We start from the raw sequence: 13,542 nt of genomic DNA, 5'->3' as shown, positions 1-13,542 counted from the left end.
ATGTAACCTTAAATGCCGTTCTCCAAGGAGTTCGGCTTTTTTAGCGCCTAGTCGCCAGATAGGCTCAAAACCAAAAAATCGGCTTCGACTATTCTGTCAGTTTGTTATTTATAGCGTCATGCGAAGCTCGATAATTTGTAACAATAGGTATCTATTCTTAGACCCAAGATAAGCAATAGTTTGGTTGAAATCACATAAAAACCTATAAGCTATTAAGATCATAATCAATAAAGCGTCGTTTTAAGACAATCGAAGATACTTACGAAGTATGTGATCGTAAACAAGTTAGGCATATAATAATATTAAATTGATTTCATATTCAATAAGAGCTATGTTTGTTGGATACCCCACAACTAAGAAGGAGAATTGCCATGGATAAACTGTTAGCGTCAGCACTAAAAATAAAAAAACGGACCATGGTTACAGGCCTTTTTGCTAGAAACGGATTTAAGATCGCGATGACTGATTTTGATGACGTGACATTTGAGAAAGAAGGCGTGCAAGTCAATGTGCATTTCGATATGAAGTCGAATGCTGAATCGGCTGATATATTAACTAAAAAGACCAGAATGATACCAAGTGTTTCTCGCTAGCTCCCCCCTATAGCGAAGACAATTAAAAAACGAGGACTGAAGAGCCGAGCTGACATAGCTCGGCTCTTTTGGCTTTGTTATTGGTCATGAAGGTACACGACTAATAAATCGGCTTCTACTGAATTGGCGAGTTTCGGAACTGAGGAAAAGAAACGACTCAATAAGTTGTGGTGATGACCGCAAACAACTAAATCAATGTCTTCCTGCTTGACTATCCCTTCCAGTTTAATGTGGAGATCACCAATGACAACCATCGTATCAGAAACTGGATATTTACATTCTGATGCAAGCGCTTGTAACTTCCTGTTGTATTCCTCTTCTTCTTTAGGTTCTAACACAACTCTATCAACATCTACGTACACAAAAGAGAGCTTGCAGTTGGGATCCGATGCCTGACTAATCGCTTTATCGATAACCATTTTGCTAGAATCTGATAAATCAACTGCGACTAATATATGCTTATAGCTCATTACTTTTCTCCCGATTAGTTTTCATAGACTTACAATAAGTCTAGTTCACTTGAACTAATTCAAGGCACGCATTAGTTCAAAACATCAAAACTTCATCAATATTTCTAGCTTGAGATTTCTACTGTTACCGTTGAAACAGATACAACATCATCAGCTCAAATCTTTAGAAAATGTGCAAGTGCTTACTGTTACTCAACTTCAAGTATTTAGTGACTTCTATTTTTACAAATAAAAGTGACAACGTAGCGAGCGCAATATATCAGCATAACTCACTACCCGATTAATACGTAAGCCATCCTTATGTAATTTAATTACAACAGTAACTGTGAGTTACGCCATACCCAGAGTTAAACTCCGTAGTAACATATTGTTTTTAAATCATTTTTTATTTTAAAAGTTAAAAATAGCAAGGCCGTTTTGCTTTTTGTGTGGCAGTTAATACTATTTTGGTAAAATTTTACCTTTTGTTTGCAGTACTATTTTCAATAATAGAATAGCTTGCGTAAACCAATATACGTGACAATGTCACTGCTATAATGAGTGAGTAGTATTGTTGGAGTTACTTGTTTAGGTATGCGTCAGGCACAAAAAAAAGCAGAACATTTTACTGCCCTGCTTCTTTGCTTATCATTTTGTTTATTCTTCGTCTTGTTGCTGTTTCGCTGCGTACTCAGCTCGAATATTTTCAGCAACAATTTTTATTGCTTCAGCCGTACTTGTGCCTTGAGACATTAGCTCTTGAATCTTTACCACGGCTTGCTGTTGTTCTTCGTGAGATAGAGGGGGTAGATCGTCAAACATAAAAAAGCTCCTCATTTAGAGGAGCCGACTATAACGATTCGTTTAATAGGTCGCAAGGAAATTAATTGACGCACCCATCGCGTTTTCATTTGTATAACGAGCTGCTATATCCAGCTCAAGCAAGTTTAGTGGCGAGAGCCCTATTCCCGCGGTGATCGTCCCATCATCATGGCTTCGAGCTAAGTTTTTCATATAACCAGCCCTCAGTGCCATTTGGCGCAGAATATCAAATTCAACACCGGCGCGAATCATTTGCGTATTATCATCAAAGGACGAAAAGCGTTTTTCTTCATTTAAGTCGTAGTCGACACTCATGGTAAAGTAATCTGCGACGAAGCCTGCACCTATCGTATAAAGTGGTCTCATGCTGTATTGATAGGACTCGATGGTTTTACTGTTATACTGAAACGACTTGGTTTCCACATCTCTTCCGATTAAATTCTTTGCCGCAATACCTAATCGGTAGGGCCCAAAAAACCAAAGTGCACCTGCGTCCAAGTTAAACATGGTTTCAGCGGTTTCATTTTCACGTAAGTCAGCGGCGTCAAAGTTATTGAAGCTTGTTGCGTATGAATAAGTGTAAATGCGTTGAAGTTTTGGTGTGATACCAACAGAGAGATGCTGCCCCATGTAATTGGTGTATTTTGCCAATGAGATACCCGCTTCCGCTACGCCAATACTCACGCCTTGAACATAAGTATTGTCCATTGGGTTAGCGCCAGAGGTATCAATGGATGGCTGTACAAAAGATTCTGTGTATAGTTTTCCGTAAACTGTTGCTGATAGAAATTTGTTAGGGATGCCAACAGCAACGACACCACCAAGGTCAAAGTTTAATTTTTGATTACCTTGAGCAAGTGCATTCAATGAACTCTCTATTTCGCCATCGTCATTAAGCTTGCTGATACGATCAATTTCATCAATCAAATCGTATTGATCGTCAAAGCTAATACCAAAACTTGGGGCAATGATACCCGCGTCATCATTGCGGCGATAGATGGCACTTAAAGCAGGGTTAAAAAATGGTGCGGTAAGGTAACTGGCGGAGACTGTGCCAACACCACCCATCGCATCACTGCGGGCTTCAATTGAGTAGTTAGCAGCTGAAGCCACATTGGAAAACAGTGCTGCGCTGATGACGGTTGATAATATTCTGAATTGAGTTTTCATACTACACTTGTGATTTTGTTCTTCCTGAACTTATATCGGCACAAATGTAATTTCTTTAGTTATTCTTCTTGTGAAAGATCATAAGTACGACTTATCGTTTGAGCTTGCTCAACAATGATATCACCTTGCCAACGGCGGCTATTGATACTTACTGCAAGAACGTAGCGATCATTTGGTACACCCGCGAGTTCTAATGATTCAGGATAGTTCGACTCATAGGCCTTTTTCCACATTTGCTCATACTGACCTTCGATGTAGTCATAAAGCCCTACTTCAAGCTGTGGCAATGGACAATGCGGATTTCTCAATGCGCTCTTTTCAACTTTCCAGTTTTCTTTAGAAGTCCAGCGAACGTACTGACTTGAGTTTGAATCTCCCAAGATAACCCAAGTCCGATACTCAGATTTATCTTTGGCGACGACCGTTAAATGATATAGCCCAGATTCAAGCTGGCCAGTTAAGTTATAGCGTTTGAGAAAACTGCGCTCATTTGCGATTTCAGTTCCCGGTGGTGTTTCTTCTATCGCAAATGAACTGTCTGCCGAAATCGAGCTATCAACCCAACGTTTGAATGTGATCTGCTCTACTTCAGTGGTTGCTCTTACCTTAACAACTAAACGGAACGTGTCACGCCCAGGACTCTGAATGGTTTGGCGTATGACGTTAACACCACTAATCCAGGCTGGCAAAGTCACAGCCGTTAGTGATTTCCCGCAATCCTTAGTCAGAGACTGACCAAGCAGATCGTTTAAGTGTGAGGTTAAGTCGCGACTGGGTTCTGTCTGCCACAGTTCAACTAATGTGTTGAACATCCCTGAAAGATCATCTTCAAGCAGGTGTTGATGAGCCTGAGTTAAGGGCGTATTGGTTCGAAACCAGTCCATCGCTTGGACTGGCTTCACTAACACTAATGACAAAACTACCGGGAGTAGTATTTTCATTATTCTTAAGCTTTCATTTTGTATCCGACACCACGTAGTGTCTCTATTTCTAAGCCAGGTAGTTTCTGGCGTAACTGAAGTACGTGAGTATCAACAGTTCGTGTTGTTGGGAAGTGATTGTAACCCCAGACATGATCAAGTAGCTCATCTCGAGTAAACACACGACCTAGATTAGACGCTAGGAACAATAGTAGATCGAACTCTGTACGTGTCAGTGTAATTAATTCGTCTTTAAACAGGACTTCACGAGTCGCGCGATCAATTTCTAAATCTTTTGTGATCACTTTATCTGAACTTGCACCATCTTGTTCTGCGGAATCCGGAGCGCGTAATTGTGCACGAATACGTGCAAACAGCTCCGCCTCTGCAAAAGGTTTAGTCAAGTAGTCGTTTGCACCTGAATCCAATCCCGCCACTTTATCTTTTACTGTCACAAGGGCTGTTAGCAGAATGACTGGAACATCCTTGATATTTTTCCATTCAGGAAGATGTTGTACAGAGTCACCGTCAGGCAACTGGCGATCGAGAATCACTAAATCGGCTTTCTTCCATTGCGATTCAACGTCCGCAATACGCTCCACATGTAAACACTCATATCCTGCTTGTTCCAGGCTTACTAACAGGCCATCAGCCAAGTTTTTATCGTCCTCAACGAGAAGCAGTGTCTGTTTCACAAGGTATCTCCAATATAAAGGTTGTAGGTGGTCCAATAAGGGACATTTTTCCGCCCATGCGGCCTACCATAGATTCAACGATTGTTAGTCCAAGCCCTAATCCGCTCTTACTTACGAACGGTTTTTTCAAATTTGTCCAGTCTTTTGCGGTTAAGTCACCGGCATCACGGACTTGGAAAACGATTTTATCTTCACTCGTTTGAACGTTCAGCTCAACCGGTGGAACACCATACTTAAGTGCATTACGAAGCAAGTTATCAATACAGGTACCAAGCCAGTACACGTTAACTTTAGCAGCCACGTCTTCGTTTATGTTGATAAGTACAGCGTTATCAAATTCTTCTTCAATCTTAAATTCTAACCATTCAGCAACAGATGGAACCCAATCTGTTGCAAGCATTTGGTTATCAGACTGCAAATAATCCTTACTCGCCTCCGCCAACTGGCGTAATCGACGTGTATCTTCGCACAGCCTACGGAATTCGTCATATACACTTTCTGGTAAGTGCTCAAACTCTCGACGAAACCCTTCAACGGTCATGGACAGAGATGCAATTGGCGTTCTCAATTCATGAGTCAAAATTTGCAGTACCAGCATACGGCTGCGTAATTCTTCACGTTTACTGTTCCAACGATACACCGCCCAACCAATAACGAGAAGTATGTTCGCGATGACCAAGACAATCATGCTGATACGAAGAATTTGTGAATGATCTTCTACATCCCAGCAAATATTGCCTCGTTTCACGAAACAGCTTTTGTTTTCTGACGCTAGTGAATAGGACAAACCTGCATTCGCAACGTTTTCCTGCCATAACTCTCTTTCGAACACAAAATAGCGATCACCTCGGCGTAACCAAAGTTCACTCCCTTCAATGAACATACTCGCTCCGGCGATCAGCGCATTAATGGCGTCGTCGTTCATATTTTGCAAGCTTTCGAGTAATTCATCACCCTCTTCGTTGCCACGCTCTTTAATATGCATGTATTGAGCGAGCTTTGGTCTAAGTTCTGGATGCTTATCTACATATCGAGCCGCGTAGGTCCCTCCTCCTGGGTGGATGAGCCCACTACGAGAAAACCATCGAGGTGTAAGCTCTGTGCCCTTACAGATAGCCCGGGTGAATACGAGTGGCTCAGTAATCAAAGGACTGAGAGGCAATTTACCACGACAAGTCTTATCTAAATTATAAAGTTGTTGTACGTCTTTTAACGGGTAGTCTGACGTTTGCGGCAGTAATGAGTCAGGCGCAAGTAACTTGGTTGGATAATTTGATTGCAGAATACGAATATCATACGACTTAAGCGCTACTTCATAGTTAAATAGCTCTGTAAACGTATCTATTCTCTCTGGTAATGAATCGGCTGCTGCCGTTGCCGAAAAAACCGGCAGGATAGTAGCTAAACCGAGCAAAATCTTGTTAATCAAACTGTTACCGTTACTTATTAAATTACGCCAAACTATACAACAATCTAGAATCAATTGACATTAGGTAACTTCAGGATTTGCATTACTATAACATTGAACCAGAACAAAAAAGGGCCAGCAATTGCTGACCCTGAGTGATTTTAAAGCAGTCTGCTATTACAACGCTTTAAAAATGTTCTCCACGCTTTCTTTCGCATCGCCAAATAGCATTGACGTGTTTTCTTTAAAGAACAACGGGTTTTGTACGCCAGCGTAACCAGTATTCATTGAACGCTTGAATACAACTACGTTTTTAGCATTCCAAACTTCCAGTACAGGCATGCCTGCAATAGGACTATTTGGATCTTCTAGCGCTGCTGGGTTAACCGTATCGTTAGCGCCAATAACAAGTACCGTATCGGTTTCAGGGAAGTCATCATTGATTTCGTCCATTTCAAGAACGATATCATAAGGAACTTTCGCCTCTGCCAACAACACGTTCATGTGACCTGGAAGACGGCCCGCGACAGGGTGAATACCAAAACGTACTTCAATACCTTGTGAGCGAAGTGCGTCAGTGATCTCATGTACTGGGTATTGAGCTTGCGCTACCGCCATACCGTACCCCGGAGTGATAATGACTGATTTTGAGTTTTTCAGCATTTCTGCAACTTCTTCAGCACTCGTTTCACGGTGTTCACCCTGCTCTTCATCACTAGAAATAACGATCTCCTGACCAAATCCACCAGCAATTACACTAATGAAAGAGCGGTTCATCGCTTTACACATGATGTAAGACAGAATCGCACCTGAAGAACCAACCAACGCACCAGTTACGATCAATAGGTCGTTTGCAAGCATGAAACCTGCCGCCGCCGCTGCCCAACCCGAGTATGAGTTCAGCATTGAAACGACTACCGGCATATCCGCACCACCGATTGATGCTACCAGATGGTAACCAAACGCAAATGCAATCAGCGTCATTACGATAAGAGCAAACATGCTGCCGTCAGCTTTTACGAAGTAAATCATAAGAAGCGTAGACACAACAATCGCAGCCAGATTCAGTTTGTGCTTGTGAGGAAGATTCAGCGGTGAAGAAGAAATCACACCACGCAACTTGCCAAATGCAACGATAGAACCAGTAAACGTTACCGCACCGATAAACACACCTAGGAATACTTCCACAAGGTGGATTACGTGCTCAGCGTGCGTTGCCGCTTCAGGCGCATCCAAGTAGCTGTTGTAACCAACAAGAACCGCAGCCAAACCTACGAAGCTGTGAAGAATCGCAACCAGTTCTGGCATCTCGGTCATCTCTACTTTCTTAGCGTAGAAAATACCGATCGCACCACCGATCGCCATCGCGATAATGATCCAGCCAAAACCTTGAGCATCCGGGCTAAAGATCGTCGCGATCAACGCGATCGTCATACCTGCGATGCCGTAGTAGTTACCGTTACGTGCAGACTCTTGCTTAGAAAGCCCCGCCAAACTCATGATGAAAAATAATGCAGCAACAATGTAAGCTGCTTGTACTAATCCTGCAGACATTGTGACCCCTTATTTATCTTTGCGGAACATTTCAAGCATACGCTTGGTGACGGTGAAACCACCGAATATGTTGATACTCGCAATCAACACGGCGATGAACGAAAGGAAGGATACAACGCCATTACCTTGTCCAATTTGAAGTAGAGCACCAACAACAATAATGCCCGAGATAGCGTTAGTCACCGACATAAGCGGCGTGTGTAGCGCATGCGTTACGTTCCAGACTACGTAGTAACCCACAACACACGCTAATACGAATACCGTAAAGTGTGAAAGGAACGCCGCAGGAGCGACCGATGCAATCCATGCAAAAGCACCAACACCAACGGCCAAACCAACAAGCTTTTTGGTCGGAGAAGTTGGTTCTTCAACTTTTGGCTCTTTCTTAGCAACAGGTTCTTGCTTAGCCTGAGGTTGAGCAGAAACTTGAATTGGTGGTGCAGGCCAAGTGATTTCGCCTTCTTTAACAACAGTCACACCGCGAAGTACCACGTCTTCAAAGTCGATATCAATATTGCCGTCTTTCTCTTTACAAAGAAGTTTAAGTAGGTTCACAAGGTTTGTTGCGTAAAGCTGAGAAGATTGCGTTGGCAAACGGCCTACCATGTCAGTGTAACCAACAACTTTTACGCCGTTGCTTGTCGTAATGACTTGGTCTTTTACTGTGTTTTCACAGTTACCACCGTTCGCTGCCGCTAAGTCAACGATTACGCTACCCGCTTTCATGCTGTCCACCATTTCTTTGGTGATCAACTTCGGTGCAGGTTTGCCTGGAATCAATGCCGTAGTAATAATGATATCAACGTCTTTTGCTTGATCAGCGTATAGTTCAGCCGCTTTCTTGTTGAATTCATCTGACATTTCTTTCGCGTAGCCGTCGCCCGAGCCAGAATCTTCTTGATAGTTCACTGTTAGGAATTCAGCGCCCATCGATTCAACTTGCTCTTTTACTTCAGGACGTACGTCAAATGAACGTACAATCGCCCCAAGGCTACCAGCAGCACCGATCGCCGCCAAACCCGCAACACCAGCACCAGCCACAAGAACTTTAGCCGGTGGAACTTTACCTGCTGCCGTAATTTGACCTGTAAAGAAACGGCCAAACTCGTGAGCCGCCTCAACGACTGCGCGGTAACCAGCAATGTTAGCCATTGATGACAGTGCATCTAATGCTTGAGCTCGAGAGATACGAGGAACTGAGTCCATCGCCAGAACGTTAATGTTCTTACTTGAAAGCTGCTCCATTAGCTCTGCATTTTGTGCAGGCCAAATAAAGCTAATCAGAGTCGCACCATCTTGTAGTAATGCAATTTCGTCGATGCCTTTTTCTTCATCTACGAGTGGCGCATTTACTTTTAGGATAAGACCTGATGTCCAAACTTCGTCACTAGAAACGATTTTCGCACCTGCAGCTTCATAAGCGGCATCATCGAAACTCGCTAGCACCCCCGCCTGAGATTCGATCGCGACATCGAACCCCAACTTAATTAACTGCTCAACCGACTTTGGTGATGCAGCTACTCGCGATTCACCCGCGAGTATCTCTCTAGGTACACCGATTTGCAAAACGCATACTCCTTGTATACATATCTATTAATTAGTCCCAATTAAGAGCCGTGCTCTACTCTAATTCTTTTTTATTTCTTTCTGTTTAACTACACAAGATAAATGCAAATAAAAACCGATGTTTGGGTCCATCTATTTACACTGTCATATCCTGTTCAACAGCCCTGTTATATTCTTTTTGTATCTAAGGCGCGCTGTGACTGCAAGTATTTTGTTATATAAACACTAAATTTCATTACATATAACGTTTAGTAATCAAATTTTCTCGATTTTGAACCCAAAACCCTGAAATATCGTACACAAACAAGAGGTCCAACCAGGGCTTAACTAACTCCTTAGTTAACAGGTATTTAAGCCTTAAAAAAGAAAGAGCCATCAGCATATATACTAATGGCTCCTATTAAGATGATTCGTATCAAATTACAGTGATTTGTTAATCGAAGATCTTGTTACCCATTTGATCAATGAACAGTTGCGATTTTTTCAGCATCAGCTCGTTGGCATCTTCTTCTGAATTCAATAAGTCTGAACGAATGAAACGATGTGTCTTTAGCTCGCCATCAAACTCTTTTTCTATTCGACCAGCAATTCGAAATTGGCCGCCTTCTGCAATGCTTTCCTTGTATATCTGGAAGCCTTTGTATTCGACTGGCTCTACGGTTTTCACTTCGACAGATTTCTCACTGCCACCAAATAAACGAGAAAAGAATCCCACAATTCCTCCTTGGGCCAACACAACCTCTATACTTAGACAGATACCATGTTGAACATTCATGATCGATGTTACTTAAGAATTGGTTTTTCATACCAATCCAGCGATTTATGTTCATCATAACGGGTATGTGAAAAAAGTAACAGGCGCATTGTTGTTGTGATTTTTGCTTTTATTGCTGATGTTGTACTGCTAGTAGGTAGTTAACCACTTAGTTGACAACTGGAGTGCACTTATTGTGGAAATAGATTAGGTACCGAAAGCATATAGTCTACAATGATAATGTTATCTTGAGTGTATTGTGATGTATTTGTGTATTCAACTAATCTTGTAGGCAATTTCCCAAATGTCCTATTCCTTAACGACATCATCAGGCTTTAAGTTCGTGTTCCCAATAGTACTATTGGGTTTAGCGATATCAGGTATGAATAGTATTATTCAGATGACTGAGTCAAACTGGGGAATTGCCGCAAATTTGCCTTATATACTGCTGGGTTGCGCGCTTTTGTTTTGCTACTCTTTTAAGCAGGGGCGAGAGTCCATGGTATGCCTCTCGATGCTAGTAGCTTACTTTATTATCCAGCATCGTCTTCAGATACCTGGTAATAGCGATACAGTGCTGATCGAACTGACGATGCTTGCAACTCTGCTGCCGATTTCTTTTTTAGCCGTGTATCTATTCAGAAAAGATGGCGCAAACTCAAAAGCCATGTTTGTCTATGTTTTTATGTTGGCGACATTTCTGCTGTGGTCATACATTACTCTGAAATTTCAGATTAATGGCCAAGTTGAGGGCTGGACAAACGGTATTTTATTTATCGTACCAAGTATCTCCAAACTCCCTTTCATCCTCGTCTTATATTGTATTGGCATTGTCGGGGTTTTAGGCATTTTGGTCTTAGTGACGAACAAAATCATCCATGCGATGACTTACTCTGCGATGGCTTTAGCCTCCATTACGTTTATTTTTTTCGATGTTCAATACATAGCAAGCACCATGTTTACTTTGGCGGGGTTGCTTATGATCGTGTATTCAACAATGGCTAGCCATCATCTTGCTTTTACAGACAGTTTAACTCAGATTCCTAGCCGTAGAGCGCTTGATCTTGATTTTAAAGATCTAGATGGTAAATACACCATCGTAATGTTAGATGTAGACCGTTTTAAAAACTTTAACGATACCTACGGACATGAAACCGGTGATGACGTACTTAAACTCGTCGCAGCATTGTTAATAAAAACGCGTGGTGGTGCGAAAGTTTATCGTTTTGGTGGTGAAGAATTCACTATTTTATTTAAAGGCAAATACTCTGAAGATTGTTTGAAACAGGTCGAAGAAGTCCATAAATTGATTGCAAATTATAAGATGGTCTTACGCGATTCCGCTTCTCGTCTAGACGATCATAAACAAGGAAAAATGAAGCGCGGAAATGAAAAATCGAAAAGAACGTCAGTATCAGTGACGGTGAGCATCGGTGTTGCAGACAGCCGGAACGCATTGGATCCGGAAGATGTCCTATCATTTGCGGATGAAGCTTTGTATCAAGCAAAAGATTCTGGCCGAAATTGCATTAAGTGTTCCAACAGTGGGTTTAGGTCACGCCTTTCCTGATGATAAACGACGCCAGCTGTTTCCATTTTTAACTGCACTTCCATTGTTAGTTCTACTATTTACAATACAGCGTCTACAGCACTGAGTGACAACGTCACTAGCATCAAGATAATTGATTTAGTTTGAGTTTTTATTTACCAATGTATGAGTATCACGACCTTGTGATTTTGATGTGTAGAGCGCTCTATCGACCATCGCATACAAATCGGCTTTGTTTTCTTTTCCGGTAGCCTGAAAGGCAAGCACACCCTGTGACACTGTCACTCTATTTGTAATGCTTGAATACTCATGAGGATAGTTAAGGAACGCTATCGCCTCTTGAATACGTGCAGCCTCTCTTTCTGCCATTTGTCCATCGGTGCCACTAAGTAATACGACAAACTCTTCCCCACCATAACGCCCAACGTATTCACCCGAGCGACAAAAGGTCGCTTCTAGTTCACTTGCAATCGCCTGCAAGCATCTATCCCCTTCTATATGGCCATAGTTATCGTTAAACGCCTTAAAAAAGTCGACATCTAACAAAATCATTGCCATCGGCATATGGCGGCGCCCATGCCACGCAACCATTGATTCAAGCTTCTGATCAATGTATCTGCGGTTATAAAGCTTTGTTAATCCATCCTCATTCGCCTGCTGGGTTAAGAGTTGATTGACTTTTTCGAGTTGTGCTGTCGCTTGTTTTAACTCGCACCTCATGCGAGCAATACGCTGCATAGCGATGAGTTTTGAATTTAGGACAAGTTTATCAACAGGTTTGATAAGGTAATCATCACCGCCAACTTCTATCGCTTTAGCGATGATCTCAGGCTCTTCATGGCTACTCAGGAAAATGATAGGAATCCAGTCGGTAAAAGCTTCTCTGATGGATAATGAAAGCTCAAAGCCATCCATTTCCGGCATTGTGATATCGAGCAAAACCAACTCGGGATCAAAGCTTTTATAAATGTTTAACGCTTCAGCGCCGCTGCCTACTGTTTCGACGATATGTCCCAGTTGTTTAAGACGAATAGCCAATTGCATTCTGTCTAATTGAACATCATCAACCAGCAGAATGCGCATTGATGTCCCTTTAGGCCGCATAAGGTGTTCCACTATCTTATTATGTCTTAATTAACCATATATCATATTCAACGACTTGGTACCTATCACTAAAATTTAACCACTATATTTTTGTTTAATTGACCCGTAATTAAAAGACTGTGTGTCCAAATAACCTCACCCTTTGGGCGCAACTTGACGTCATTTGGGTATAATGGTAGATATTTGAAACATTTGGTATTACTATTCCCGCCTTTTTGTAATGAGAGACACAGCATGTCAGAAGCAACTAACACCGAAAGCAAAAAAATCGATCTAGAAACCATTTCTCCAGAGCTACGTAAAGTTATTGAATTCGACGAAGTTCCAGAGGAAATGTTCGAAATGGTTACCTCTATCCATGAAGTGTCAGAAGAAGCGGTTCGCGCGTCTTGGGACGAAATGCCAGCAAGCGCACAAAACATTCTTGATAACTTTGAACAGTTTCATGCTCTAGTTTCAGTAGGCCAAGCATTCGCTGGAATTAACGTAATGGAAGAATTCCCAACTCTTAATCTGCCAGAAAACATGACAGATGAAGATAAAGAAGAGTACCGCGCTCAGTTGCTGGACAATGTTCTTCACAACTGCGTGAAAGACATGGTTAAGCAAATGAAAAAAGCGCGCCGTGATCCTCTGCTAAAACGTGAATTCAAAGAAGTGTTTGCGAAGTAACCTGAACTCGGGTTAATTAATACTTAGTGGGTTAGAAAGGGCTGCATTGCGCAGCCCTTTGTTTTAATTAGGTATGAAGGTTCGATTGCCACCGTCTGTGAGGAGCAGAGTGTTGTTGCTAAAGATGTGGCAGAAAATGTGGTCGGCATTTCCGATATGGCGACCAATATAGCTCAGGATGCACAAAAACTGGCCCGCAACAGTGAATCTTTAAATCAGTTATCCAGTGAGCAGAGCGATCTTGTATCGCAGTTTAAGATCTGAGTGTTGCCTCTCTGATATTGGT

The 13,542-nt window shown here is 42.1% G+C and carries 13 protein-coding genes; 3 read left to right on the top strand and 10 right to left on the bottom strand.

Annotated elements, in window-relative coordinates:
• The first annotated feature begins 371 nt into the window (after positions 1 to 371).
• On the top strand, positions 372 to 593 hold the full coding sequence (locus tag OO774_RS22260; protein WP_264906826.1) for a hypothetical protein: 222 nt from the start codon (positions 372 to 374) through the stop codon (positions 591 to 593).
• Between the two features lie 77 nt (positions 594 to 670).
• Here the strand turns inward: OO774_RS22260 and OO774_RS22255 are convergent, their stop codons facing one another.
• The 9 genes from OO774_RS22255 to OO774_RS22215 form a co-directional block, all read right to left on the bottom strand.
• Positions 671 to 1,063 (bottom strand): universal stress protein, encoded by a 393-nt coding sequence (locus tag OO774_RS22255; protein ID WP_264906824.1) that lies wholly within the window; start codon positions 1,061 to 1,063, stop codon positions 671 to 673.
• Positions 1,064 to 1,699: 636 nt separating this feature from the next.
• Positions 1,700 to 1,864 (bottom strand): YoaH family protein, encoded by a 165-nt coding sequence (locus tag OO774_RS22250; RefSeq protein WP_020334875.1) that lies wholly within the window; start codon positions 1,862 to 1,864, stop codon positions 1,700 to 1,702.
• A gap of 42 nt (positions 1,865 to 1,906) precedes the next feature.
• Positions 1,907 to 3,034 carry a conjugal transfer protein TraF gene (locus OO774_RS22245; protein WP_264906821.1) on the bottom strand — a complete coding sequence of 376 codons (1,128 nt, stop codon included), beginning with the start codon at positions 3,032 to 3,034 and terminating at the stop codon, positions 1,907 to 1,909.
• A 59-nt stretch (positions 3,035 to 3,093) separates the two neighbouring features.
• Positions 3,094 to 3,975 (bottom strand): DUF2861 family protein, encoded by an 882-nt coding sequence (locus OO774_RS22240; protein WP_264906820.1) that lies wholly within the window; start codon positions 3,973 to 3,975, stop codon positions 3,094 to 3,096.
• Positions 3,976 to 3,980: 5 nt separating this feature from the next.
• A complete protein-coding gene (gene vxrB, locus OO774_RS22235; protein ID WP_264906819.1) occupies positions 3,981 to 4,649 on the bottom strand; it encodes a response regulator transcription factor VxrB in 669 nt (222 codons plus the stop codon).
• The gene (gene vxrA, locus OO774_RS22230) at positions 4,624 to 6,078 is read right to left on the bottom strand and encodes a sensor histidine kinase VxrA (protein ID WP_264906817.1); all 1,455 of its coding nucleotides are present in this window, start codon (positions 6,076 to 6,078) and stop codon (positions 4,624 to 4,626) included. The genes vxrB and vxrA overlap by 26 nt, the downstream gene beginning before the upstream one ends.
• Before the next feature lie 156 nt (positions 6,079 to 6,234).
• Positions 6,235 to 7,611: a Re/Si-specific NAD(P)(+) transhydrogenase subunit beta gene (gene pntB / locus OO774_RS22225; protein ID WP_264906815.1), complete on the bottom strand. Its 1,377-nt coding sequence runs from the start codon at positions 7,609 to 7,611 to the stop codon at positions 6,235 to 6,237.
• A 9-nt stretch (positions 7,612 to 7,620) separates the two neighbouring features.
• Positions 7,621 to 9,177 carry a Re/Si-specific NAD(P)(+) transhydrogenase subunit alpha gene (locus tag OO774_RS22220; RefSeq protein WP_264906814.1) on the bottom strand — a complete coding sequence of 519 codons (1,557 nt, stop codon included), beginning with the start codon at positions 9,175 to 9,177 and terminating at the stop codon, positions 7,621 to 7,623.
• 433 nt (positions 9,178 to 9,610) lie between these two features.
• A complete protein-coding gene (locus tag OO774_RS22215) occupies positions 9,611 to 9,892 on the bottom strand; it encodes an HlyU family transcriptional regulator (RefSeq protein WP_264906813.1) in 282 nt (93 codons plus the stop codon).
• Positions 9,893 to 10,235: 343 nt separating this feature from the next.
• Between OO774_RS22215 and OO774_RS22210 the strand changes: the two genes are divergently transcribed.
• Complete coding sequence (locus tag OO774_RS22210) at positions 10,236 to 11,501, top strand: GGDEF domain-containing protein (RefSeq protein ID WP_264906811.1); 1,266 nt, start codon at positions 10,236 to 10,238, stop codon at positions 11,499 to 11,501.
• Positions 11,502 to 11,618: 117 nt separating this feature from the next.
• Here OO774_RS22210 and OO774_RS22205 read toward each other — a convergent pair whose 3' ends face one another.
• Complete coding sequence (locus tag OO774_RS22205) at positions 11,619 to 12,584, bottom strand: diguanylate cyclase (RefSeq protein ID WP_264906809.1); 966 nt, start codon at positions 12,582 to 12,584, stop codon at positions 11,619 to 11,621.
• 234 nt (positions 12,585 to 12,818) lie between these two features.
• On the opposite strand from OO774_RS22205, the gene OO774_RS22200 reads away from it, so the two are divergent.
• Complete coding sequence (locus OO774_RS22200; protein WP_176293407.1) at positions 12,819 to 13,256, top strand: DUF3069 domain-containing protein; 438 nt, start codon at positions 12,819 to 12,821, stop codon at positions 13,254 to 13,256.
• Positions 13,257 to 13,542 lie beyond the last annotated feature (286 nt).

It is taken from the genome of Vibrio sp. STUT-A11 (assembly GCF_026000435.1).
Taxonomy (GTDB): domain Bacteria; phylum Pseudomonadota; class Gammaproteobacteria; order Enterobacterales; family Vibrionaceae; genus Vibrio.
This window is presented reverse-complemented; position numbering and strand designations above follow the sequence as displayed.

What these genes read in the sequence shown, in the direction of transcription:
- OO774_RS22240 (WP_264906820.1), bottom strand. Translation starts at nt 3,975, where the DNA reads ATGAAAATACTACTCCCGGTAGTTTTGTCATTAGTGTTAGTGAAGCCA.
- OO774_RS22255 (WP_264906824.1), bottom strand. Translation starts at nt 1,063, where the DNA reads ATGAGCTATAAGCATATATTAGTCGCAGTTGATTTATCAGATTCTAGC.
- OO774_RS22245 (WP_264906821.1), bottom strand. Translation starts at nt 3,034, where the DNA reads ATGAAAACTCAATTCAGAATATTATCAACCGTCATCAGCGCAGCACTG.
- OO774_RS22260 (WP_264906826.1), top strand. Translation starts at nt 372, where the DNA reads ATGGATAAACTGTTAGCGTCAGCACTAAAAATAAAAAAACGGACCATG.
- OO774_RS22205 (WP_264906809.1), bottom strand. Translation starts at nt 12,584, where the DNA reads ATGCGGCCTAAAGGGACATCAATGCGCATTCTGCTGGTTGATGATGTT.
- OO774_RS22250 (WP_020334875.1), bottom strand. Translation starts at nt 1,864, where the DNA reads ATGTTTGACGATCTACCCCCTCTATCTCACGAAGAACAACAGCAAGCC.
- OO774_RS22200 (WP_176293407.1), top strand. Translation starts at nt 12,819, where the DNA reads ATGTCAGAAGCAACTAACACCGAAAGCAAAAAAATCGATCTAGAAACC.
- pntB (WP_264906815.1), bottom strand. Translation starts at nt 7,611, where the DNA reads ATGTCTGCAGGATTAGTACAAGCAGCTTACATTGTTGCTGCATTATTT.
- OO774_RS22210 (WP_264906811.1), top strand. Translation starts at nt 10,236, where the DNA reads ATGTCCTATTCCTTAACGACATCATCAGGCTTTAAGTTCGTGTTCCCA.